The 23057-nt window shown below is 66.3% G+C and carries 20 protein-coding genes; 10 read left to right on the top strand and 10 right to left on the bottom strand.

The genetic code is table 11. The features are described 5' to 3' along the window. Positions 1–45 precede the first annotated feature (45 nt). Both ACZYZ9_RS09200 and ACZYZ9_RS09195 read left to right on the top strand, forming a co-directional pair. A complete protein-coding gene (locus tag ACZYZ9_RS09200; protein WP_463825926.1) occupies positions 46–759 on the top strand; it encodes a histidine phosphatase family protein in 714 nt (237 codons plus the stop codon). A gap of 45 nt (positions 760–804) precedes the next feature. Beyond that, positions 805–2814: an SDR family oxidoreductase gene (locus ACZYZ9_RS09195; protein ID WP_463825925.1), complete on the top strand. Its 2010-nt coding sequence runs from the start codon at positions 805–807 to the stop codon at positions 2812–2814. Here the strand turns inward: ACZYZ9_RS09195 and cmaA1 are convergent, their stop codons facing one another. Then, positions 2815–3678 carry a cyclopropane mycolic acid synthase CmaA1 gene (gene cmaA1, locus ACZYZ9_RS09190; RefSeq protein ID WP_463825924.1) on the bottom strand — a complete coding sequence of 288 codons (864 nt, stop codon included), beginning with the start codon at positions 3676–3678 and terminating at the stop codon, positions 2815–2817. Positions 3679–3692: 14 nt separating this feature from the next. On the opposite strand from cmaA1, the gene ACZYZ9_RS09185 reads away from it, so the two are divergent. The 3 genes from ACZYZ9_RS09185 (at position 3693) to ACZYZ9_RS09175 (ending at position 5667) form a co-directional block, all read left to right on the top strand. Then, on the top strand, positions 3693–4622 hold the full coding sequence (locus ACZYZ9_RS09185; RefSeq protein ID WP_463825923.1) for a nucleoside hydrolase: 930 nt from the start codon (positions 3693–3695) through the stop codon (positions 4620–4622). Positions 4623–4708: 86 nt separating this feature from the next. Next, entirely contained in the window at positions 4709–5074 is a 366-nt protein-coding gene (locus tag ACZYZ9_RS09180; protein ID WP_463825922.1) for a hypothetical protein, read from the top strand. Between the two features lie 254 nt (positions 5075–5328). Continuing rightward, positions 5329–5667 carry a WhiB family transcriptional regulator gene (locus tag ACZYZ9_RS09175; protein ID WP_463825921.1) on the top strand — a complete coding sequence of 113 codons (339 nt, stop codon included), beginning with the start codon at positions 5329–5331 and terminating at the stop codon, positions 5665–5667. A gap of 111 nt (positions 5668–5778) precedes the next feature. Here ACZYZ9_RS09175 and ACZYZ9_RS09170 read toward each other — a convergent pair whose 3' ends face one another. From ACZYZ9_RS09170 to guaA, 3 genes are all read right to left on the bottom strand, one after another. Beyond that, the gene (locus tag ACZYZ9_RS09170) at positions 5779–7311 is read right to left on the bottom strand and encodes a DNA polymerase Y family protein (RefSeq protein ID WP_463825997.1); all 1533 of its coding nucleotides are present in this window, start codon (positions 7309–7311) and stop codon (positions 5779–5781) included. Positions 7312–7348: 37 nt separating this feature from the next. Further along, a complete protein-coding gene (locus tag ACZYZ9_RS09165; RefSeq protein ID WP_463825920.1) occupies positions 7349–7981 on the bottom strand; it encodes a hypothetical protein in 633 nt (210 codons plus the stop codon). Positions 7982–8124: 143 nt separating this feature from the next. Then, positions 8125–9729, bottom strand: a complete 1605-nt coding sequence (guaA, locus tag ACZYZ9_RS09160; protein WP_463825996.1) for a glutamine-hydrolyzing GMP synthase — start codon at positions 9727–9729, stop codon at positions 8125–8127. A 118-nt stretch (positions 9730–9847) separates the two neighbouring features. Between guaA and ACZYZ9_RS09155 the strand changes: the two genes are divergently transcribed. The 4 genes from ACZYZ9_RS09155 to ACZYZ9_RS09140 all read left to right on the top strand — a co-directional run bounded on the left by ACZYZ9_RS09155 (position 9848) and on the right by ACZYZ9_RS09140 (position 15370). Then, on the top strand, positions 9848–10603 hold the full coding sequence (locus ACZYZ9_RS09155) for a beta-phosphoglucomutase family hydrolase (protein ID WP_463825919.1): 756 nt from the start codon (positions 9848–9850) through the stop codon (positions 10601–10603). Further along, the gene (locus tag ACZYZ9_RS09150; protein WP_463825918.1) at positions 10600–12972 is read left to right on the top strand and encodes a glycoside hydrolase family 65 protein; all 2373 of its coding nucleotides are present in this window, start codon (positions 10600–10602) and stop codon (positions 12970–12972) included. Before ACZYZ9_RS09155 ends, ACZYZ9_RS09150 begins: the two co-directional genes overlap by 4 nt. Before the next feature lie 207 nt (positions 12973–13179). After that, positions 13180–14376 carry a DegT/DnrJ/EryC1/StrS family aminotransferase gene (locus tag ACZYZ9_RS09145; protein ID WP_463825995.1) on the top strand — a complete coding sequence of 399 codons (1197 nt, stop codon included), beginning with the start codon at positions 13180–13182 and terminating at the stop codon, positions 14374–14376. Continuing rightward, positions 14369–15370 carry a glycosyltransferase gene (locus ACZYZ9_RS09140; protein ID WP_463825917.1) on the top strand — a complete coding sequence of 334 codons (1002 nt, stop codon included), beginning with the start codon at positions 14369–14371 and terminating at the stop codon, positions 15368–15370. Before ACZYZ9_RS09145 ends, ACZYZ9_RS09140 begins: the two co-directional genes overlap by 8 nt. Before the next feature lie 12 nt (positions 15371–15382). On the opposite strand, the gene ACZYZ9_RS09135 is transcribed toward ACZYZ9_RS09140, so the two are convergent. The 4 genes from ACZYZ9_RS09135 to ACZYZ9_RS09120 all read right to left on the bottom strand — a co-directional run bounded on the left by ACZYZ9_RS09135 (position 15383) and on the right by ACZYZ9_RS09120 (position 19145). Continuing rightward, entirely contained in the window at positions 15383–16165 is a 783-nt protein-coding gene (locus ACZYZ9_RS09135; protein ID WP_463825916.1) for a class I SAM-dependent methyltransferase, read from the bottom strand. Further along, complete coding sequence (locus tag ACZYZ9_RS09130; protein ID WP_463825915.1) at positions 16162–17733, bottom strand: FAD/NAD(P)-binding protein; 1572 nt, start codon at positions 17731–17733, stop codon at positions 16162–16164. Before ACZYZ9_RS09130 ends, ACZYZ9_RS09135 begins: the two co-directional genes overlap by 4 nt. 93 nt (positions 17734–17826) lie before the next feature. Continuing rightward, positions 17827–18555: a dTDP-4-amino-4,6-dideoxyglucose formyltransferase gene (locus tag ACZYZ9_RS09125; RefSeq protein WP_463825994.1), complete on the bottom strand. Its 729-nt coding sequence runs from the start codon at positions 18553–18555 to the stop codon at positions 17827–17829. Between the two features lie 20 nt (positions 18556–18575). After that, positions 18576–19145, bottom strand: coding sequence for a TetR/AcrR family transcriptional regulator (locus tag ACZYZ9_RS09120; RefSeq protein WP_463825914.1), 570 nt, complete (start codon positions 19143–19145; stop codon positions 18576–18578). A gap of 93 nt (positions 19146–19238) precedes the next feature. Here ACZYZ9_RS09120 and ACZYZ9_RS09115 point away from each other — a divergent pair, with 93 nt between their 5' ends. After that, positions 19239–20123, top strand: coding sequence for a TauD/TfdA dioxygenase family protein (locus ACZYZ9_RS09115; protein ID WP_463825913.1), 885 nt, complete (start codon positions 19239–19241; stop codon positions 20121–20123). Here ACZYZ9_RS09115 and ACZYZ9_RS09110 read toward each other — a convergent pair whose 3' ends face one another. Further along, positions 20124–21860 (bottom strand): GMC oxidoreductase, encoded by a 1737-nt coding sequence (locus tag ACZYZ9_RS09110; protein ID WP_463825912.1) that lies wholly within the window; start codon positions 21858–21860, stop codon positions 20124–20126. It abuts the gene before it with no gap. 61 nt (positions 21861–21921) lie between these two features. Beyond that, on the bottom strand, positions 21922–23049 hold the full coding sequence (locus tag ACZYZ9_RS09105) for a GuaB3 family IMP dehydrogenase-related protein (protein WP_463825993.1): 1128 nt from the start codon (positions 23047–23049) through the stop codon (positions 21922–21924). Between the last annotated feature and the right edge of the window lie 8 nt (positions 23050–23057).

The following is a 23057-nucleotide window of genomic DNA, read 5'->3' as shown; positions in this document are numbered from 1 at the left end:
TGCAAACCCTTCCCACCGACGGTGTCGGCAGGGCAGGCTATCGCCATGGCGAAGCGCACCCTGATCGGGCAGGCCCCCAAAGTCGTAGCCGTGCTCGTGGCGGCGGTACTCCTCGGAGCATGCGGTGGCGGCGGCCCGCAGGCCCGCAACATCACCGTGACTTTCATTCGCAACGCCCAGTCGCAGGCCAACGCCGACGGGATCATCGACACCACAGAGCCCGGTCCCAGTCTCACCGCCGAGGGCAAGGCGCAGGCCCAGCAGCTCGCCCATCAGGTCGGGCGCACCGACTTCGACTGGATCTACACCTCCCCGATGGCCGCGGACCAGCAGACCGCGGCGCCGCTGGCCAGTGAGCTGAACAAGCAGGCCGAGATCCTGCGCGGCCTGCAGTCCATCAGCGCCGGTTGGTTCAACGGCAAGCCCGAGTCGATGGCCGCGTCCACCTACCTGTTGGCGCCGGTGCGCTGGGTCGAAGGCGACGCGGAGAACAGCATCCCCGGCTCGATCAGCGGCACCAAGTTCAATTCGGAGTTCACCGGCGCGGTGCGCAAGATCTACGACAGCGGTCACAGCAAGCCCGTCGTGTTCTCGCAGGGGACCGCGATCATGGCCTGGACGTTGATGAACGTCAAGAACCCCAAGACCACGCTGTTCAACAACCATCCGCTGCCCAACCTCGGGCGGGTCGTCATCACCGGTAACCCGGTCACCGGCTGGAAGCTGGTGGACTGGGACGGTGTGCGCAGTTTCACCTGACCCGCACGGTTGACGCGGGCGGCCGGTGCCGCCACGATGGGCTGCATGCGGTATGTCGTTACCGGCGGTACCGGGTTTATCGGGCGCCGCGTCGTTTCCCGATTGTTGGACCAGCACCCCGATGCGCAGGTGTGGGTATTGGTGCGGCGTCAGTCGCTCGGCCGCTTCGAGCGGCTCACCCAGGAGTGGGGTGAACGGGTGAAACCGCTGGTGGGCGAGCTGCCTGAACTAAATCTCGCCGATCAGGTCGTCGCCGAACTGGGCCGGGTCGAGCACTTGGTGCACTGCGCGGCCGTCTACGACATCACCGCGGGCGAGGCCGCGCAGCGCGCCGCCAACGTCGAGGGCACCCGCGCCGTGATCGCGCTGGCTCAGCGACTCGACGCCACCCTGCACCACGTGTCGTCGATCGCGGTGGCCGGTGAGTTCCGCGGCGAGTACACCGAGGACGACTTCGACGTCGGCCAGCAGCTGCCGACCCCATATCACCAGACCAAGTTCGAGGCTGAGGCGCTGGTACGGGCGACCCCCGGGCTGCGGTACCGGATCTACCGACCGGCGGTGGTGGTCGGCGATTCCCGCACCGGCGAGATGGACAAGGTCGACGGGCCGTACTACTTCTTCGGCGTCCTGGCGAAGCTGGCCGTGCTGCCGTCGTTCACTCCGCTGATGCTGCCCGACACCGGCCGCACCAACATCGTTCCCGTCGATTACGTGGTCGACGCACTCGTCGCGCTCCTGCACGCCGACGACCGGGATCAGCAGACCTTCCACCTGACCGCACCCACCACCATCGGTCTGCGGGGCATCTATCGCGGGATCGCACGCGCGGCCGGGCTGCCACCGCTGCGTGGATCACTGCCCCGCTCGGTGGGCACCTCGGTACTCCGGGCGACCGGGCGTGCCAGGGTGCTACGCAACATGGCCGCCACCCAGCTGGGGATTCCCGGCGAAGTCCTCGACGTGGTCGACCTGGCCCCCACCTTCGTCAGCGACGAAACCCAGAAGGCGTTGCAGGGCAGCGGAATTCAAGTGCCCGAGTTTTCCGCCTACGCCCCCGCCCTGTGGCGGTACTGGGCAGCGAATCTCGATCCGGACCGGGCGCGTCGCACCGATCCGCACGCGCCGCTGTCCGGCCGGCACGTCATCATCACCGGAGCGTCCAGCGGCATCGGCCGGGCCTCGGCCATCGCCGTCGCCGAGCGGGGCGCGACCGTGTTCGCCTTGGCCCGCAACGGCGAAGCCCTCGATGAACTGATCGCCGAAATCCGCGCCCAGGGTGGCCAGGCGTACGCCTTCGCCTGCGACGTCACCGATTCGGCGTCGGTCGACGCCACCGTCAAGGACATCCTGGGCCGCTTCGACCACGTCGACTACCTGGTCAACAATGCCGGCCGGTCGATCCGGCGTTCGGTGGTCAATTCCACCGACCGGCTGCACGACTACGAACGGGTGATGGCGGTCAACTACTTCGGCGCGGTCCGGATGGTGCTGGCGCTGCTCCCGCACTGGCGCGAACGCCGATTCGGTCACGTGGTCAACGTGTCCAGCGCCGGAGTGCAGGCCCGCAGCCCCAAGTACAGCTCCTACCTGCCCAGCAAGGCCGCGCTCGACGCGTTCTCCGAAGTCGTTGCGACGGAGACACTCTCGGACCACATCACGTTCACCAACATCCACATGCCGCTGGTCAGGACCCCGATGATCGCGCCGTCGCAGCGGCTGAACCCGACGCGCGCGATCAGCCCCGAGCGCGCGGCGGCGATGGTGGTTCGCGGTCTCGTCGAGAAGCCGAGCCGGATCGACACCCCGATTGGCACCCTGGCCGAAGCCGGCAACTACTTCGCCCCGCGCACCGCACGGCGCATCCTGCACCAGCTGTACCTGGGCTACCCGGATTCCGCCGCGGCCCGCGGCATCGACCCTCCGGAAAAGCCGGTGCCGCAACGGTCTTCGACCCGCCGGCGGCCGACTCGCCCGGTGCGGGCCCTCAAGACCGTGGGCGTGCCCAAGCCGGTCAGGCGGGCGGTGCGACTAGTGCCGGGAGTGCACTGGTAGTCACTTCTGACACGTGAACTGATTGACGTCGATGTAGCCGATGCGGAACATCTCCGCACACCCGGTCAGATATTTGATGTAACGCTCGTAGACTTCCTCGGACTGCAGCGCGATGGCTTCATCCTTGTGGGCTTCGAGTGCGGCCGACCAGATGTCGAGAGTTTTCGCGTAGTGCGGTTGCAGCGATTGCACGCGGGTCACGGTGAAGCCGTTGGCGGTGGCCCGCTCCTGCACCATCGGTATCGACGGCAGCCGCCCACCCGGAAAGATCTCGGTGACGATGAATTTGACGAAGCGGGCGAATTCGAAGGTCAACGGCATGCCGCGTTCCTTCATCTCCAACGGGTGCAGCCCGGTGATGGTGTGCAGCAACATGATTCCGTCGTCGGGCAGAATGCGGTGCGCCAGGGTGAAGAACGCGTCGTAGCGTTCGTGGCCGAAGTGCTCGAACGCACCGATGCTGACGATGCGGTCGACGGGTTCGTCGAACTGCTCCCAGCCTTGCAACAGAACACGTTTGGAACGCGGGCTGTCCGATGCCGCGAACAGGTTCTCGACGTGATTGGCCTGGTTCCTGCTCAGAGTGAGGCCGACGACATTGACGTCGTACTGCTGCACCGCACGCATCATGGTGGCTCCCCACCCGCAGCCGACGTCGAGCAGTGTCATGCCGGGCTGCAACCCCAGTTTGCCCAACGCGAGGTCGATCTTGGCCAGCTGCGCCTCTTCCAGCGTCATGTCCGCGCGCTCGAAGTACGCGCAGCTGTAGGTCTGGGTGGGGTCTAAAAACAACCGGAAGAAGTCGTCGGACAGGTCGTAGTGGGCCTGCACATCGTCGAAGTGCGGCGCTAATTCGTCAGGCATCAGGTCAGCGTATCGTGACGCCGGTGCACACCGTGTTCGCCGACGTGGACACCGGTATCGACGACGCCCTCGCCCTGATCTATCTGTTGGCCAGTCCGGACGCCACGCTGGTCGGCGTCGCCTCGACGGCAGGCAATGTCGCGGTGGACCAGGTGTGCGCGAACAACCTCGGCCTACTCGAAATGTGCGGCGCCGCCGAGGTACCGGTGTCGCGGGGTGCCGATCAGCCACTGAGCGGTCCGTTGCCTGTTCGCCGGGAGGGACACGGGCCCAAGGGTTTAGGGCATGCCGAGCTGCCGCCCGCCGGTGGCCGGGTCACCGATTACGACGCGGCCACCGCGTGGGTGCGCGCTGCCCGCGCCCACCGCGGGGAGCTGATCGGACTGGCCACCGCACCGTTGACCAACCTGGCGCTGGCGCTGCGCGCCGAACCGGAGCTGCCGACACTGCTGCGGCGCCTGGTGATCATGGGCGGCTCGTACCCGCCGGACAGCCGGGAACCGGAGCCGGAATGGAACTCCCGGGTGGACCCGACGGCGGCGGCCGAGGTGTTCGCGGCCTTCGGGGCCCACCAGCGGCTGCCCATCGTGTGCGGCCTGAACGTGACCCGCCAGGTCGCAATGACCCCGCAGCTCCTGGCCGCCTTATCGGGACCTGCTGCGGTCCATCGCTTCCTCCAGGATGCGATGCGGTTCTACTTCGAGGTCCACCGCGACCGCGGGGTGGGCTACCTGGCCTACATGCATGATCCGCTGGCTGCGGCGGTGGCGCTGGACCCGGCATTGATCGAAACCCGGACCGCCACGGTGGACTTCGCGGACGTGCCCACCGCAGACTGGACCGGTGCTCGTAAACCCAACGCGCGGATCGGCATTCGGGTCAATCCGGCGGTGTTCTTCGAGCGGCTCATCGCGCGGGTGGCACCGTTTCGGCCCGGGACCTGAGGCGGCGGGTCCGTCTCAAGAATGTTCCAAGGACGGCTCCGTAACGTCGCGGCCACGGGGACGTACCGAGAGGGCGGCGATGCACCATGAAGAAACTGATCGTGGGACTGGCCACCACAGTGCTGCTGGCCGGCAACGTCTCGGCAGTGGCAGACCCCGTCAGCGCCGGGGCCACGCCCGCCGTCCCGGTGCCACTGAATTCCTGGCCGGGTTGTCCGGAAGACCATCCTGAGGGTCCGTGCCGCTGGTGCCCCGGCGACCCCCCGGTCCAGACCGGCAATCGCCGGGTGAACCCGGTGATATGGGACGAGAGCATCTGCCACACCTACTACTACGTCTACTCCGGTCAGGGGAACGTGGCGCAGAACATTTGGGACGGCGAGAACCCGCCGGCGCCGCCGCCGTGGCCGCCGGGCCTGAACTTCTGTCCGATCCCGCCCTGGTGTCCGTGAGCTCGCGCAGCTTCCGGCTCAAACAGACCAATAGTTCAAGTGGCAGCGGACGTTTCATACTAACAGTATGGTACCTGCGTCCCAAAAAGTCTTGTTGAATTGTTGCGCAATTGGTACGCGCCCCTTACCTTATAAGCACGGTGAGATTCAGATCACGCGTGACAGGATTTTGCATCGACGCACAGGTCACAGTGCCGATCTGCACCCAAGGGAGGCGGTCGCGAATCGCGGCCGGGAGTTTAAGGGGACCATTCGTGTCAGGAACACGTCCGGCCGCTCGGCGGCTGAACCTTGTCGCGGTGAGCAGTGCCGAGGACGCCGGGGACCGGGCCTGGGTATCGAAGGGTCTGTGCAGGACAAAGGATCCGGACGAACTCTTCGTGACCGGAGCGGCGCAACGCCAGGCCGCGGCTATCTGCCGGCACTGCCCGGTGCTGCAGCAGTGCGGGGCGGACGCGCTGGACAACAAAGTCGAGTTCGGCGTGTGGGGTGGCATGACCGAGCGCCAGCGGCGGGCACTGCTCAAGGAGAACCCCGACGTGGTGTCGTGGTCGGCCTTCCTGAACAAGCGCAGGACGCGCTCGGTCGGCTGAGCACCCGGGCTTCGCTCCGCGGGTCCATCATTACTTTTTTGTTACAGCGAGGGTATTTCCGCTGGTCTATCGGGTTGATAACCGATTCTCATTGGACCGCCGTCAAATTGTTCACTCGTAGATTCCCTCCAGGTACCACTTGCGCTGCCGATAGCACAGCAACAGCGCACGTTCGCCCTCCAACAGCACCTGGGCGCGTGCGATGCGGCCTCCCCCCTGCCCGGGCCGGTCGTCCCACCACCGCTCGTCGACCGACCAGGGGCCGGCCCACCAGCGCAGCCGGTCCTCGCGGCCTTTGATGCTCAGTTGCGAAGGATCGGCGGAGAACATTCCCCGGCTGGTCACCCGGATCGGAGTGCCGTGTTCGTCGAGTAGTTCCACCGGGTCGTCGAGCAGTACCGCCGGGGCCGGATCAGGCAGTTGACCGGGCCAGGGCCGGTCGGGGTCCGCCTGCGGCACCGGCTCGTCACCCAAGGGGGTCAGCGTGACCCGTTCGGCCGGCCCCCGCCCACCGGACAACACCGGCACCTGCACCGCTTCCGGGCCGAGCAGACCCTGAACCCGCACCAGCGCCCGGCGGGCCCGCAGCCGGTCTTCCTCCCCCAGGCCACCCCACAGCGGCAGTTGCAGCGCCTCGGCCGAGACCACCTCGACCGCCTGCAGTCGGAGCATTGTCACCGGCGCGTCCAACGGCCGACCGCGCCGATGGCTCAACCACCCGTCCAGTTGCCAGCGCACCCGGTCGGCGGTGGCCTCCTCGGTCAACGGCTCGGCGCACCGCCACACCCGGGTCAGTTCCTCACCGGAGGCGGTGACGGCGTGAATGGCCAGCCGGGTGCACCCCACTCCGGCGGCCAGCAGTGCCTGATGCAGGGTGGCGGCCAGCGAGCGTCCGGCGAAGGCCGCGGCGTCGACGCGGTCGATCGGCGGGTCGCAGTCCAGCTCGGCGTCGAGTTCTGCCGCCGGCTCGCGACCGGAAGGGCCGCGTTCCGGTTCACCACGGGCGAACCGGTGCGCGCTCACCGCGTCGGCTCCGAACCGGGACGCCACGTCGGTGCGGGACAGCGCGGCGAACTGACCGATGGTGTGAATTCCCATCCGCCATAACAGATCCGCGAGTTCGTCCCGGCCCGGACCGGACAAGCTGGGCTCAGTGGCCAGCTGGCGGATCGACAACACCGACAAGAACCGAGCATCGTCTCCCGGCGGCACCACCCGGCCCGCCCGCGCGGCGAAGACCGCGGTGGACAACCCGTCGGCGATCCCGACCTGACACTCCGCCCCGGCCGCGGCCACCGCGTCGACCAACTTCTCGGCCGCCAGCTGCTCGGACCCGAAGAACCTGGCCGCCCCGCGCACCGGCAACACCAGGAGCCCGGGCCGCAGCACCTCGGCCCGCGGCACCAGATCGTCCACCGCGGCGATCACTCCTTCGAAGAACCGGGCGTCGCGATCGGCGTCGGCGGCCGCGAGGTGGAGTTGTGGACACCTGGCCGCCGCTTCCCGGCGCCGCAGCCCGCGCCGCACACCTACGGCCCGGGCCGTCGCCGAACAGGCGATCACCCGGTTGGCCAAGGTGACCGCGACCGGAGCCGTCACCGGCTGACCCGCGGCGGCCGCCGCTGCGACGGCGGGCCAGTCCATGCACCAGATCGCCAACACCCGAGAGGCAACCACGAACTCACCCGGTTCGCGATCGGCCGATCGTGCGCCCCCCGGTGCACACCTGCAGCCGCACACCGCTGATGCGCCCGAAGCCGGGGGTGGGCTTGCCCGTCCCGGAAGGCGTAGTGATGTCGTACCCGCAGACCCGGGCCTCCAGCCGCGTCGACGCGCCTTCCCAGTCGCCATCGGTGACCAGCACCGTGCATCCTTTGTGCCGGGCGCGGGCCACCACCGCCCGGGCCCGGGTCCGGGTCACCCGGCGCCCGCCCAGCCCCAGCACCACCAGATCCATGCCGTCGATCAGCACCGCGGCCACCTCCACCGGATCGCTGCCGGGATCCGGTATCACCGCCAGCCGGCTCAGGTCCGCCCCCATCTCCACCGCGGCCAGCAACCCGATATCGGGCTGGCCGACGATCACCGCGTTGCCCCCGTCCGCCGTCACCGCGGCCACCATGCGCAGCAACAAAGATCGCGCTCCGGACAACACCGCCACCGTTCCCCGCGGTACCAGCGCCGGCCCGGTGGGCACCACTTCGTCCGCCGGGGCGGTGTGCTTACCGGACAGCGCGGCTATCTTCTGACGCAGCTGTTGTAGCTGTTCAGCCCGGTTTTCCGGAGGATGGGCAGAGGCCAAAGCCGCGGACATGACCAGCCTCCAGACATTCGATCATTCGAAAATATGTTCGATGATGCTGAGTAAACACCGGCCCTCCGACAAGCGTCAAGCAACGCAAGAGGCTGCTTTATGCGCGCGTTGCTGGTGTGGCTGCTGGCGCGTTATGAGGCTGACTATTCCCACTCGATGGTGCCCGGCGGCTTGCTGGTGACGTCCAGCACCACCCGATTGACCTCGCGGACCTCGTTGGTGATCCGGGTCGAGATACGCTCGAGCACCTCGTAGGGCACCCGGGTCCAGTCGGCGGTCATGGCGTCCTCGCTGGACACCGGCCGCAGCACGATCGGGTGACCATAGGTGCGTCCGTCGCCCTGCACGCCCACCGACCGGACGTCGGCCAGCAACACCACCGGGCACTGCCAGATCTGGTTGTCCAGGCCCGCCGCGGTCAGCTCCTCGCGCACGATGAGGTCGGCCCGCCGCAGCGTCTCCAATCGCCCGGCGGTGACCTCCCCGACGATCCGGATCCCCAGCCCCGGACCCGGAAAGGGTTGGCGTGCAACGATTTCCTCCGGCAGCCCCAATTCCCGCCCGACCGCGCGCACTTCGTCCTTGAACAGCAGTCGCAACGGTTCGACGAGCGTGAACTTCAGATCGTCGGGCAGCCCACCGACGTTGTGGTGACTTTTGATGTTCGCGGTGCCGCTGCCGCCGCCGGATTCCACCACGTCGGGATACAGCGTCCCCTGCACCAGGAACTCGACCTCGGCGTCCTCTTCCTTGACGACGTCGAGTACCGCGCCTTCGAAGGCCCGGATGAACTGGCGACCGATGATCTTGCGTTTGCCTTCGGGGTTGTGCACGCCCGATAACGCCTCCAGGAAGGTCTGCGCCGCGTCGACGGTGACCAGATTGGCCCCGGTGGCGGCGACGAAATCGCGTTCCACCTGCGCGCGCTCACCGGACCGCAGCAATCCGTGGTCGACGAACACACATGTCAGTCGGTCGCCGATGGCGCGTTGCACCAGTGCGGCGGCCACCGCGGAATCCACTCCGCCGGACAACCCGCAGATCGCATGGCCGTCGCCGATCTGCGCTTGCACCTGTTGGACCAACGCGTTGGCGATGTTGGCCGGGGTCCACTCCGAGCCGATCCCGGCGAATTCGTGCAGGAACCGGTTGAGCACCTGTTGTCCGTGCGGGGTGTGCATCACTTCCGGGTGGTACTGCACCCCGGCCAGGCGCCGTTCGGGTGACTCGAACGCGGCCACCGCCGCTCCCGCGCTGCTGGCCACCACGTCGAATCCGGCCGGCGCCTCCGTCACTGCGTCACCATGGCTCATCCAGACCGGCTGTACCGGAGGAAGATCCGAATGTAGCTGGCCGCCAAGAACTTTCAACTCGGTGCGGCCGAACTCGCTGGTGCCGGTCTGAGCGACCGTGCCACCCAGGGCGGCCGCCATCGCCTGGAACCCGTAACAGATGCCGAACACCGGCAGGCCCAGGTCGAACAGCGCGGGATCCAGTTGCGGAGCCCCCTCGACGTAGACACTGGACGGCCCGCCGGAGAGCACCAGCGCCAGCGGATCGCGCGCCCGGATCTCCTCGATCGCGGCGGTGTGCGGAACCACCTCGGAGAACACCCGCGCTTCCCGGATCCGGCGCGCGATCAACTGGGCATATTGTGCGCCGAAGTCGACTACCAGTACGGGCCGCGGCGAGGCTGATTCCACGGGCACCGAGTTTAGTGTCTGCCCATAGCCGGCACCCGCAGGCATGAATTCGGTGGCGCTTGGGTAGGCACCGAAAGGCAACGAAAACGGCAAAGACCTACCGGAATTGCGCGACAACCTGTGAACTGGTAGCGCCGAACTCCTGCGAAAGTGAGGATCCCCCGTGCTGGGTCTGCCCGATAAGGTGCGCGCGTGTCTGTTCGACCTCGACGGGGTGCTCACCGACACCGCCGGCGTGCACACCAAGGCCTGGAAGGAAATGTTCGACGCTTTCCTGTCCGAACGGGCCGAACGCGACGGGGGCGAGTTCGTGCCGTTCGATCCGGAGTCCGATTACCGCGAGTACGTGGACGGTAAGAAGCGCGAAGACGGAGTGCGGTCATTTCTCGAGAGTCGCGACATCGAACTGCCCGACGGTGATCCCGACGATTCCGGCGAGGCCGACACGGTGTACGGCCTGGGCACCAGAAAGAACGACATGTTCCAGAAGGTGCTGCACGACGACGGGGTGAAGGTGTTCGAGGGCTCGCGTCGTTATCTGGAGGCTGTCTGCGAGGCGGGGCTGGCCATCGCGGTGGTGTCATCGAGCGCCAACACCCGCGACGTGCTGGAGATCACCGGGCTGGATCAGTTCGTGCAGCAACGGGTGGACGGCGTGACCCTGCGTGAGGAGAACATCACCGGCAAGCCGGCCCCGGATCCCTATCTGCGCGGAGCCGAGTTGCTCGACGTCGAGCCGGAGGCTGCGGCGGTGTTCGAGGATGCGATCTCCGGGGTACAGGCCGGCCGGGCCGGTAACTTCGGCATCGTGGTGGGCGTGGACCGGGTGGGCCAGGCCGAGGAGTTGCGCCAGAACGGCGCGGACGTGGTGGTGTCCGATCTCGCGGAACTTCTCGACGACGAGGGGGCGCAGTCATGATCTCCGAGGAAGCATTTCCCGTCGAGCCGTGGCAGATTCGCGAGACCCAGCTCAATCTGAACCTGCTTGCCCAGTCGGAGTCGGTGTTCGCATTGTCCAACGGGCACATCGGATTACGCGGCAACCTCGACGAAGGCGAGCCCTACGGTTTGCCGGGCACGTACCTGAACTCGTTCTACGAAATCCGTCCGCTGCCCTACGCCGAGGCGGGATACGGATACCCCGAGGGCGGCCAGACCGTCGTCGACGTCACCAACGGCAAGATCATCCGGCTGATGGTCGACGACGAGCCCTTCGACGTCCGCTACGGCGAATTACTGGACCACGAAAGGGTTCTCGACCTACGCGCCGGCACGATGGTCCGCTACGCGCACTGGCGCTCCCCCACCGGGAAACAGGTCAAGGTGACCTCCACCCGGCTGGTGTCGCTGGTGCACCGCAGCGTCGCCGCCATCGAATACGTGGTCGAGGCGATCGACGACTTCTCCCGGGTGACGGTGCAGTCCGAACTGGTCACCAACGAGGACCAGCCGCAGACTTCCGACGACCCGCGGGTGGCGGCCATCCTGGAAAACCCGTTGGAGGCGGTCGATCACGAAAGTAAAGACTGCAGAGCAATTCTCATGCACCGGACGCGCAGCAGCGCGCTAATGATGGCCGCGGCGATGGACCACGAAGTCGAGGTCGAGGGACGGTACGAGATCACCACCGACGCCCGCGCCGACCTGGCCCGGGTCACCATCATCTGCGGTCTGCGGCCCGGGCAGAAGCTGCGCATCATCAAGTACCTCGCCTACGGCTGGTCCAGCCTGCGCTCCCGGCCGGCGCTGCGCGATCAGGCCGCCGCGGCGTTGACCAGCGCCCGCTACAGCGGCTGGGAGGGCCTGGCCGACGGCCAGCGCGCCTACCTGGACCTGTTCTGGGACGCCGCCGACGTGGAGGTCGAGGGCGACCCGGAAAGTCAGCAGGCGGTGCGGTTCGGGATGTTCCACATCCTGCAGTCCGCTGCTCGCGCCGAGCGACGCGCCATCCCCAGCAAGGGGCTCACCGGCACGGGTTACGACGGCCACGCCTTCTGGGACACAGAGGCTTTCGTGTTGCCGGTGCTCACCTATACCGTCCCGCACGCCGTCGCCGACGCACTGCGGTGGCGGGCCTCCACATTGGACCTGGCCAAGGAGCGCGCGGCCGAACTCGGCCTGAACGGCGCCGCCTTCCCGTGGCGGACCATCCGCGGTCAGGAGTGTTCGGCGTATTGGCCGGCCGGCACGGCCGCCTGGCACATCAACGCCGACATCGCGATGGCGTTCGAGCGCTACCGCGTGGTCACCGGCGATGACGCGCTCGAAGAGGAATGCGGGCTGGCGGTGCTGATCGAGACCGCCCGGCTGTGGATGTCGTTGGGACACCACGATCGCAACGGCGTCTGGCACCTGGACGGGGTCACGGGTCCCGATGAGTACACCGCGATTGTGCGCGACAACGTGTTCACCAACCTGATGGCGGCCAACAACCTGCGCATCGCCGCCGACGCCGCCAAGCGCCACCCGGACAAGTCGGCCGGAATGGGGGTCACCACCGAAGAAATGGCGACCTGGCGCGATGCCGCAGATTCCGTGCACATCCCGTACGACGAGGAACTGGGCGTGCACCAGCAGTGCGAAGGTTTCACCACTTTCGCCGAATGGGACTTCGAGGAAAACGCCACCTACCCGTTGCTGCTGCACGAGGCCTACGTCAAGATCTACCCCGCTCAGGTGATCAAACAGGCCGACCTGGTGCTGGCCATGCAGTGGCAGAGCCACGCTTTCACCGCAGAGCAGAAAGCCCGCAACGTCGACTACTACGAGCGCCGCACCGTGCGCGATTCGTCGTTGTCGGCCTGCACGCAGGCGGTGATGTGCGCAGAGGTCGGGCACCTGGAACTGGCGCACGACTATGCCTACGAGGCCGCTCTGATCGACCTGCGCGACCTGCACCAGAACACCCGTGACGGCCTGCACATGGCGTCGTTGGCCGGCGCGTGGATGGCGCTGGTCATCGGTTTCGGCGGGTTGCGCGACGACGAGGGCGTGATGTCGCTGGACCCCCAGCTACCCGACGGCATCTCCCGACTGCGATTCCGGTTGCGCTGGAAAGGTTTTCGGGTGACCGTGGATGCCGACCACGAGAATGTCACCTACACGTTGCGCGACGGGCCGCACTCCGAGCTGAAGATCCAACACGCCGGCGAGGACGTCACCCTGAGTACCGAAGAGACCAAAACCTTCCCGGTGCGCGAACGTGAAGCGCTGCTGCCCCCGCCGCCGCAGCCGCCGGGCCGGGAGCCGCTGCACCGGCGGTCGCTGACCAGGACCGCAACGACGTAACCTCATGCCGGTAGTCTCAACCAGCCATATTCCATTCCAAACGTATGCGTTTGGCCTCTGTTTGATACTGCGATGTGACAGCCAGCAATAGGTTAGGCTAGCCTCAAATCGACCGATTTCTTGCGCCTGACCCGAACCTGTCTGGTAGACGACTTGACATCTGCATACTCACGAATACGCACGTTTCACGGCTTGGTGCTGACCCGGTTGTCTGCTGCCCGCGCCGCGGGCCCCCGCTCCGGATCGACTCCGCGGGCGGACTCCGGGTTGCCCGAAATCCCCTTCATCCGTCCCAGCTTTCCGGGACCGGCCGAACTTGCCGAGGATTTCGAACAGATCGCCCACGCCAACTGGTACACCAATTTCGGCCCCAAGGAGCAGCAGTTTGCCCGCGCCCTGGGCGACTACCTCGGCCCCGACCTGCACGTCGCAACGCTGGCGAACGGCACCATGGCACTGATCGCCGCAATGCACCTGACTTTCGGGCCGGGCACCCAAGAGCGTTATGTGCTGATGCCGTCATTCACTTTTGTGGGGGTGGCCCAGTCCGCACTGTGGACCGGCTACCGTCCCTGGTTTATCGACATCGACCCCCAGACCTGGCAACCGTGCACGCGCTCGGCACACGCGGTGCTCGAACGCCACCGCGACAAAATCGCGGGAATCGTGCTGGCCAACGTGTTCGGCGTCGGAAACCCACACGTCGGCGCGTGGGAAGCGCTCGCCGGGGAGTGGGACCTCCCGATGGTCATCGACTCGGCCGCCGGACTCGGATCCGCCTACCCGGACGGCACGTCTGTCGGCGGACGCGGCTCCTGCGAAATCTTTTCGCTGCACGCCACCAAACCGTTCGCGGTCGGTGAAGGCGGTGCACTGGTATCCCGCGACCCGCGAATCGTCGAGCAGGCGTACAACTTTCAGAACTTCGGTTTCGGCAAGGCGCGAAAGTCCGGCCAGCTCGGGATCAACGCCAAGCTGCAGGAGATCAGCGCTGCGATCGGATTGCGCCAACTCGTCGGGCTCGACCACCGGCTGCAGAGTCGGCGCGAGGTCCTGCAGAGTTATCGCTCCGAACTCGATGACCTCGGCATGCAGTTCCAGCAGAACGCCGAGGCGTCCGCCCTTTGTTTCGCCAGCGCCTGCTGCGAGTCCGCCGATCAGAAACATGCCGTCATGGCGAGCATGCGCAGGTATGCGATTCGGGCGCGCGACTACTACAACCCGCCGCAACACCTGCATCCGTATTTCGTGCAGAACGCCGAACTGGTCGCCTCGACAGAGCTACCGGTCACCGCGGACGTCTGTTCGCGAATCGTGTCGTTGCCGGTCCACGACTACATGGCCGACAACGATGTTGCGCGGGTGATCGCAGCCGCCCAGCAAGGACTGACGCACGGTGGCTGAGGTGATCCCCAAAGTCAGCGTGGTGTCGGTCACCTACAATCACGAAGCGTACATTCGCGAGGCGCTCGACGGCTTCGTCGCTCAAAAGGCCGATTTCCCCATCGAAGTCATTGTTGCCGACGACGCCTCTACGGACGCGACTCCGGCAATCATTCAGGAATACGCCGACCGCTACCCTGACCTTATTCGGCCGATCCTTCGACCGGAGAACATCGGGATCCACGCGAACTTCGCGCAAACTCTGTCAGCCGCGCGGGGTGAATACCTCGCACTGTGCGAGGGTGACGACTTCTGGACTGACCCGCAGAAAGTCACCAAACAGGCCTCCTTCCTCGACCTGCATCCAGAAGTATCTGTCTGCTTCCATCCGGTGCTGGTCATCCACGACGACGAAACGCCGGATTCAGTCTTTCCGCCACTGCTTCGACGTCGCAACCTGAGCATGGGCGCGCTGCTGGCGGGAAATTTCATCCAGACCAACTCGGTGATGTACCGCCGCCGAGATGACTACCACCTGCCGCGTGACATCATGCCGATCGACTGGTATCTGCACGTACTGCACGCGCTCGACGGCGAGATCGCGATGCTGCCCGAGACTATGGCGGTGTATCGGCGCCATTCCCAAGGTATTTGGTACGACGCCGACCGCAACCGTCAGCAATTCTGGGAGACGCGTGGCCGGGGCATGGCGGCGACGGTGGAGGCAATGCTCGATCTGTTTCCCGACAACCGCGAGTACGAACAGATCATTGGCCGAGTCGCCGACATCATTTTTGCCGAAATGGCAAGAGTGCCGGGCGACGCGGGGCGCGCCGTTCTCCTGGAATCCATCGCCAACCACCCGCGGTTAGCCATGCTGTCTTTTCAACACCGTTGGAATCACACGCCGTTGAGGCGAATCGAGCACAGACTGCAGAACAATTTGGCCCTGTTGCAGAAGAATGCGCGCACCTACTCTGCCCGCATCAACCCGCGGCGGCGTACTGTTCGCTGACCCGCACCGCCGTCAGCGGGTGGCGATCGCCGGCTTTCGCACCACGTAGAGCACGGAGCTGAGCGCCAAACCGTGTCGAGCGAAGGTCTCATCGCCGAAGGTGTTGCGGTCGAGCTCCGATAGCTCGAAGCCGCAGCGGCGAATTCGGGCGCACAGCGTTGATCGGTCGTAGAGACGCAGGTGGTCGCCCTGGGCGAAGCGGCGCCATCGCTCCCGTTCGTCGCTTACCGTGGGATCCTCGTCAAAGCTGCCGTCGGGCAGCACCGGCGTCATCACGATGCCCCGGCCACCGGGCGCAAGGATCCGGTAGAGCTCAGCCAGGGCGCGGCCATCGTCCGGAACATGTTCGAGGACATGCGAACAGATGAAAAAATCGAATTCGCCCTCCACATAGGCCGTCATGTCCATGATGTCAACGACATCATCCACGTCCGACATCATCAGGTCTGCGGTGCGATACTGCAGGTCGGAGCGACCGCGCAAGTAGGCCGACAACGAAGGCGCAGGGGCGAAGTCGACGATCCGCCTCAGTCCATCAGGCTGCAGGAAGCGGTCGACGTACAGTTTGTAGAGCCGGTCGCGATCAGACGCACCACACAGCGGGCAGAGGTAGTCGCGGTGATTAAGGGTCTCGAAATCGTCTAAGGCATAACCGAATTCGTATTCGGCCAGCGTTCGGCCGAGTTGGCGGCTGATGCTCGTGAACCGGACCCGCGCCCCACACAGGTTGCATTCGCCGGGTCCCCGGTACAGCAGTCCGCGGATGACCCGTCCAACGTCGTGTGCTCTGCTCACACCAGTGAGTCCGCCAGATCGGCAGCCGCGCGCAGCGACGCGAGCAGCACAGCGGCCAACGACTTCGCCAACGAACGGATCCGGGGTGCACTTTCCACATGCCAGAAGCGGAGCCTGGGGTTGAAGTTGCCGCCGATCAACGGGCCGATGACGTAGAAGTTCTGTGCGGCCTCGAAATCGTCGTTGACGAGCACGCCGCGGTTGGTGCGGTTGGGCCGGCAGATCCCGTTCTGCATCGCGCTGACAAGCAAGGGTGAGGAACAGCTGTCGAGTTCCTCGAAGCCACCGCAATTGACCACCACGGCGAACTCCACAGGGTGGGTGTGCTCGCCGTCGGCGTCCCGATAACGCACGACGGCCCGGCCGGCGGCGCGCGCCTCGACCCGCAACACTTCCCCGGCGAGCATGGCCAGCTGTCCGGCAGCGGCCAATTCCGTTGCGGCCATTCGACAATCGCGCCCCGCCCGTCGCACCAGCTTGGTGTAGTTCATCCCGTGCACGCAGAAGAATTCTTCCTGCTGCATCGCGTCCATCTTCGTCAAAGCCTGCACCAGCAAGGCGTCCACGCCGTGGTAGAGATCGGCCAGGTTCATTGAACTTGCCGCCGCCGTCGCCAGATCCGCGCTGATGGCACCCATCAACTCCGCCGCGGTAACGACTTGTTCCGACAACAGTGCGTTCAGTTGCGCAAAGTCGAAGTCTGTTGACCCATCGCAGATTTGGTAGGGCAGCACGCCGGAGCGGGAGATCACGGTGATGGAGCTGACCCGTTCGCGGATGGACGCATCGTGGCGCATCAGGTAGAGGGCCTCGAGCGACGTGGCATTCGACCCCACGATCAACACGTTGCGCTGCGCGGGCGCTTCGACGCCATCGAGAGCTTCTCGCACCCGCAGCAGCGTGGCGTCCTCATCGGGAAGGTAGAGGTCGTTGATGTAAGTGAACGGCTGGTTGGCGTCGCAACCAACGATCGTCCTGGTCAACGGGCTGCCGGTCGCGAACACCACTCGGTCGGCCTCGAGCCGGGCCGGACCGTGCCCGAGGGGGTTCAGCTCGACCCGGTAGCGGCCGTCCACCGACCGGATACCGACCGCTTCGGCGCGGACGGTTTCCACCACGGCCAGTCCGCGCTCATCCAGCGCGGCGATGGCACGTTCGACCTGCTCGGCGATGTACACGCCGAAGACATGCCGGGGCAGATAGAGCTCGCCCCATCGGTTGGCTTCCACAGCTTCGCCGTTGTCGCGCAACCAGCGTTTCGCCGCATCGCCCCCGTCGGCGCAAAACGCGCTCAGCCAGCGCGACTTGTTGGATTGCAGCCACGCGATGTACGCCGAACGCTCCGGCTCGGCGATGAACTCATCCAGCTTCTGGATGGCGAGCGAGCGAACGCTGGTGCGCCGCCCGTACGGGATTCCGCACCACAGCTGTTGGTCACGTTCGATCACTGCTATGCGCAGCCTGGCGGGGGGTGGCGGACCGTCCAGCAGGCCCTGTGCCATTTCCAGCAGGGTCATGGAGCAGGCGATCCCACTGCCGACGAACACCATGTCGACGGTGTGCGGCATGCAATCCACCCCTATCCCTGACAGCGACCGGCCACGGCAAATTAGGGAAGGCTAACATAATGCTGCCGCGCCGGCCGGGTCTGCAGCGCTGCGTCAGAGATGCTCGGGTTCGAGAACGACGCGAACGTACACCTTGCGACCCGACCCGTCGAGAAACCACGCATTGCGGAACTCATCGTGGGTCAACGCACGCAGGCGGTTCAGAAGATCGCCGAAGGTGCCCTCCTCGGCCAGGTCCAACTGCCGGAGGCTTTCGAAGTCCTTCTTGTAATTGAGGTTGCCTTCGACCGGCGGCGGCGTGGTCTGATAGCTACCGTCGCGGACAGCGCCGAAGTGCTCGAGCACCAACTCTCGCTCGATGTCCATCAGTCGGGCGTAGACCGTGCCCGAGGTATCCCACGGTTCGATCTTGCATTCCTGTTGGGCAATGATCGGGCCGTGGTCCAATTCCTCGTCGATCTCGTGCATGGTGACGCCGACTGGCAACCCATTGATCAGCGAGAACACCTGCGGGTACCAACCGCGGTTGTAGGGATTGAGACCCGGGTGCACGTTCACACACCTGATCCGGTCGATCAGGTCGGCAGGGAACTTCTGTTTGCAGTGCAGGGAAAGCAACAGGTCGTACCGGTCGACGACGTCGTTGGCCCGGTCCACCACATTCAGTCGCTCAACGCCGGGCAACCGGCCATGCTGCGACTGGAACACGTCGATACCGGGGTGGCGTCGTTGTAATTCCACCGCCACCGCGTGGGCGTGGACGTTGTCGGTCAGAATCAGCGTCCGGACGTCGCCGCTCAGCCTGGCACCCCCCGAAGCCATCGCCACCCGCCTACCCTACGTCAGTGCGGTTCGATCAACCGCGCGGACTCGGCGGTCACCGATTGCCGCAGATCGGCGTCGGGGAGGTCCTCGAGTCCGGTGGCCGAGCGCAGCATCGGTTCGAAAAGCCGCCAACCTAATTGCAGGGCAAGGGCATTGGCGACACCCAACCGTGCGTCCGATTCCTCGTCGTGCCGACTCAGCGCGTGGTCGAGCAGTGGTGCGACGTTGGGAAATCGCATCTGCAACTGCTCGGCCTGATACCCGTCGAGCAGGGTGCGCGCCCACACCCGGGTCTGACGGTCGAGAGCGCGTTCGATGTCCGCCGGGGGCGCCTGAGCCTGCAGCAGCCTGGTCAGGTCTGCGCCCAGGTAGTCCAGCACGGCACTGACCAATTGGTCTTTGGCCCCGAAGTGGCGAAAAACCAACCCGTGGTTGACCTTTGACCGGGCAGCGATGTCACGGATCGAGGTCGCGGCCGGACCGCGCTCGGCGAACAGATCGGCCGCCGCTTGCAGCACCGCCGCCGCGACCTCTTCCCGGCCCGTGGGAATGCCGCCGCGCTCCGGCCCGGCCGCCCGCGTAGTCACCCGTCTACATTAAACCTTGCAGGGCCGTAGTCACTTGACTACACTCAGCATTACGTAGTCAGTTGACTACAACATTTCCATCAAAGGACGACCATGACGAACCAAATGACCGTGCAGAAGCTGGGCAGCCGCATCGGCGCCGAGATCAGCGACGTGCGCCTCGACGGCGACCTCACCCCCGGCGCCGTGGCACAGATCCGCGCCGCGCTGCTGACCCACAAAGTGATCTTCTTCCGCGACCAGCACCACCTCGACGATCAGGGGCAGCTGGAGTTCGCGGCACTGCTGGGCACCCCGATCGGCCACCCTGCGGCCGCCGCCTTCGCAGCCGAAGCGCCGGTGATCACGCCGATCAACTCCGAGTTCGGCAAGGCAAACCGCTGGCACACCGACGTCACCTTCGCGGCCAACTACCCGGCGGCCTCGATCCTGCGCGCGGTCACGCTGCCCGACTACGGCGGGTCGACACTGTGGGCCAATACCGCCACCGCGTACTCCGAGTTGCCGCAACCGCTGAAGTGTCTGGTCGACAACCTGTGGGCGCTGCACACCAACCGCTACGACTACGTGCAGACTGCACTGAGCGACGCCCAACGAGCGTTCCGGCAGGTGTTCGAAGCACCCGATTTCCAGACCGAGCACCCGGTGGTGCGGGTACATCCCGAGACCGGTGAACGCACCCTGGTCGCGGGCGACTTCGTGCGCCGCTTCGTCGACCTGGACAGCCAGGAGTCGAGCGCGCTGTTCGAGCTGCTGCAGCGGCGAATCACCATGCCCGAGAACACCATTCGGTGGAACTGGGCCCCCGGCGACGTAGCCATCTGGGACAACCGGGCCACCCAGCACCGAGCCGTCGACGACTACGACGACCAGTACCGGCTGATGCACCGGGTCACCCTGATGGGCGACGTGCCCGTCGACGTGCACGGGCAACGCAGTCGGGTGCTCAACGGTGCACCGTTGGCTTTGGCTGGTTAGTCAGCCCGTCTTGCCGACCGGCTCGATCGGCAACCAGCGCAGCGCGCCGGGCGCATCGGCGGGCACCACCGGGTGCTCCGGCTCGATCGGGTCCAAGCGCCGGTAGTCGTCGCCCTGCAGTGGCCGCAGGTCCTGCTGGCCCTTGTTCGGCCACAGCGACGCCGCCCGCTCAGCCTGAGCGGTGATCGACAACGACGGGTTGACGCCCAGGTTCGCCGAGATCGCCGCCCCGTCGACGACGTACATCGTCGGGTAACCGTAGACGCGGTGATAGGGGTCGATGACACCGTTGGCGGGGCTGTCGCCGATCGCCGCACCGCCCAGGAAGTGGGCGGTGAGCGGGATGTTGAACAGCTCGCCCCAGGTGCCGCCCGCCACTCCGTCGATCTTCTCGGCGATGCGCCGGGTCACCTCGTTGCCCACCGGAATCCAGCTGGGGTTCGGCTCGCCGTGGCCCTGCTTGCTGGAGAACCAGCGAATACCGAGCTTGCCGCGCTTGGTGAACGTGGTGATCGAGTTGTCCAAGTGCTGCATCACCAAGGCGATCATGGTGCGCTCACTCCACTCCTTGGGATAGAGCAGCCGCAACATCCTGCGCGGATCCTCGCGGGCCTGGTCCAGCAGCTGGCGCCAGCGCGGTACATCGGTGCCCTCGGGTCCGCTGCCGTCGGTCATCAACGTCTGCAGCAACCCCATCGCGTTGGATCCCTTGCCGTAGCGGACCGGCTCGACGTGGGTGTCCGCCGTCGGGTGGATCGACGACGTGATCGCCACGCCGTGCGTCAGATCCAGGTCCGGGTTCACCGTCAAGGTCGCCGCGCCGACGATCGACTCGGAGTTGGTCCGGGTGAGCACCCCCAGCCGGTCGGACAGCTTGGGCAGTTTGCCCTTGTCGCGCATGTTGAACAGCAGATGCTGGGTGCCCCAGGTGCCGGCCGCCAAGATCAGGTGCTCCGCGGTGTAGGTGCGGCGGTCCCGGCGCAGCCAGCTTCCGGTGCGGACGGTCTTGACTTCCCACAACCCGTCGGGGCGTTGCTCGAAACCTTTCACCGTCGTCATCGGAATCACTTCGGTGCCAGCCGATTCGGCCAACGCGAGATAGTTCTTCAGCAACGTGTTCTTGGCCCCGTGCCGGCAACCGGTCATACAGCATCCGCACTCCAGGCATCCGGTGCGGGCCGGCCCGGCACCCCCGAAGAACGGGTCGGGCACCGTCACGCCCGGCGCCTTCTCCCCGTCCGGACCGAAGAACACCCCGACCGGGGTGGGCACCCAGGTGTCGCCGCACCCCATCTCGTCGGCGACTTCTTTGACAATCCGGTCGGCGTCGGTGAAGGTCGGGTTGTAGACCACGCCCAGCATCCGTTGGGCCTGCTGGTAGTGCGGCATCAGTTCGTCGCGCCAGTCGGTGATGTGTTTCCACTGCTGGTCGTTGAAGAACGGGTCCGGCGGGATGTACAGGGTGTTGGCGTAGTTCAGCGAACCCCCGCCCACCCCGGCGCCGGCCAGGATCAGCACGTTTTTCAGAGGGTGGATGCGCTGAATGCCGTAGCACCCCAACCGGGGCGCCCACAGGAACTTGCGCAGGTCCCAGGAGGTTTTGGCGAACTGGTCGTCTTCGTAGCGGCGGCCGGCCTCCAGCACGCCCACCCGGTACCCCTTCTCGGTGAGGCGTAACGCGCTGACGCTGCCGCCGAAACCCGAACCGATGATGAGGACGTCGTAATCCGGCTTCATTGCTGCAGTATGACCGGCTTTACACAGACGTAGCCAGTAAGCCACCCCTAAGTGGGGGCGGTCAGCCGGCGACCGTCAGACCGACCTTCTGGAACTCCTTGAGGTCGCAGTAGCCGGCTTTGGCCATCGCGCGGCGCAACCCACCAACCAGATTCAGGGTGCCGAACGGGTCGTCCGACGGTCCGTTGAGGACCCGTTCCAGCGGCGGGCGTTCGCCCAGGGCGATCTGCAGCAACGCCCCACGCGGCAGCGACGGATGCGCGGCGGCCGACGGCCAGAACCAGCCCTCACCCAGCGCCTCGGCGGCCTCGGACAGCGGAGTGCCCAGCACCACGGCGTCAGCGCCGCACGCGATCGCCTTGGCCAGCTCACCGGAATTGTGGATGTCGCCGTCGGCCAGCACGTGCACGTAGCGCCCGCCGGTCTCGTCGAGATATTCGCGCCGCGCGGCAGCCGCATCGGCGATCGCGGTTGCCATCGACACGCTGATGCCCAGCACCTCATCGGTGGTGGTCACTCCCCTGGTCGCGCCGTAGCCGACGATCACGCCGGCCGCACCGGTACGCATCAGGTGCAATGCGGTGCGGTGGTCCTGCACGCCCCCGGCGACCACCGGGATGTCGAGTTCGGAGATGAAGCTCTTGAGGTTCAACGGTTCGCCGTCGCGGGCCACGCGCTCGGCCGAGACGATGGTGCCCTGGATGACCAGCAGGTCGATGCCGGCCTGCACCAGCACCGGAGTCAGCGCCTGGGCGTTCTGCGGGCTGACCCGTACCGCCGTCGTCACTCCGGCTTCGCGGATGCGGGCCACCGCCGCGCCGAGCAGGTCCGGATCCAGCGGCGCGGCGTGCAGTTCCTGCAGCAGCCGGATCGCCGCGGCCGGTTCGGGCTCCTTGCTGGCAGCCTCCACCAGCTGCGCGATCTTGGCCGGCACGTCGGCGTGCCGCCCGATCAGCCCTTCCCCGTTGAGCACTCCCAGACCGCCGAGCCGGCCCAGCTCGATGGCGAACTCCGGGGACACCAGCGCGTCGGTCGGGTGCGCCAGGACCGGGATCTCGAACCGGTACGCGTCCAGCTGCCACGCCGTGGACACGTCCTGCGACGAACGCGTGCGCCGCGACGGCACGATGTTGATCTCACTGAGTTCATAGGTACGACGGGCGTTGCGGCCCATGCCGATCTCGACCATGGCCTGTT

It is taken from the genome of Mycobacterium sp. IDUB_28, assembly GCF_055419285.1.
The sequence above is the reverse complement of the archived record's forward strand: the minus strand, read 5'-3'. Positions and strand labels throughout refer to the sequence as shown.

Excerpts from the sequence above, each read along its gene's own strand:
- ACZYZ9_RS09130 (WP_463825915.1), bottom strand. The coding sequence starts at position 17,733 with ATGCCGCACACCGTCGACATGGTGTTCGTCGGCAGTGGGATCGCCTGC.
- ACZYZ9_RS09180 (WP_463825922.1), top strand. The coding sequence starts at position 4,709 with ATGAAGAAACTGATCGTGGGACTGGCCACCACAGTGCTGCTGGCCGGC.
- ACZYZ9_RS09195 (WP_463825925.1), top strand. The coding sequence starts at position 805 with ATGCGGTATGTCGTTACCGGCGGTACCGGGTTTATCGGGCGCCGCGTC.
- ACZYZ9_RS09200 (WP_463825926.1), top strand. The coding sequence starts at position 46 with ATGGCGAAGCGCACCCTGATCGGGCAGGCCCCCAAAGTCGTAGCCGTG.
- cmaA1 (WP_463825924.1), bottom strand. The coding sequence starts at position 3,678 with ATGCCTGACGAATTAGCGCCGCACTTCGACGATGTGCAGGCCCACTAC.
- ACZYZ9_RS09105 (WP_463825993.1), bottom strand. The coding sequence starts at position 23,049 with ATGGTCGAGATCGGCATGGGCCGCAACGCCCGTCGTACCTATGAACTC.
- guaA (WP_463825996.1), bottom strand. The coding sequence starts at position 9,729 with ATGCCTGCGGGTGCCGGCTATGGGCAGACACTAAACTCGGTGCCCGTG.
- ACZYZ9_RS09110 (WP_463825912.1), bottom strand. The coding sequence starts at position 21,860 with ATGAAGCCGGATTACGACGTCCTCATCATCGGTTCGGGTTTCGGCGGC.
- ACZYZ9_RS09115 (WP_463825913.1), top strand. The coding sequence starts at position 19,239 with ATGACGAACCAAATGACCGTGCAGAAGCTGGGCAGCCGCATCGGCGCC.
- ACZYZ9_RS09150 (WP_463825918.1), top strand. The coding sequence starts at position 10,600 with ATGATCTCCGAGGAAGCATTTCCCGTCGAGCCGTGGCAGATTCGCGAG.
- ACZYZ9_RS09170 (WP_463825997.1), bottom strand. The coding sequence starts at position 7,311 with ATGGACTGGCCCGCCGTCGCAGCGGCGGCCGCCGCGGGTCAGCCGGTG.
- ACZYZ9_RS09165 (WP_463825920.1), bottom strand. The coding sequence starts at position 7,981 with ATGTCCGCGGCTTTGGCCTCTGCCCATCCTCCGGAAAACCGGGCTGAA.
- ACZYZ9_RS09125 (WP_463825994.1), bottom strand. The coding sequence starts at position 18,555 with ATGGCTTCGGGGGGTGCCAGGCTGAGCGGCGACGTCCGGACGCTGATT.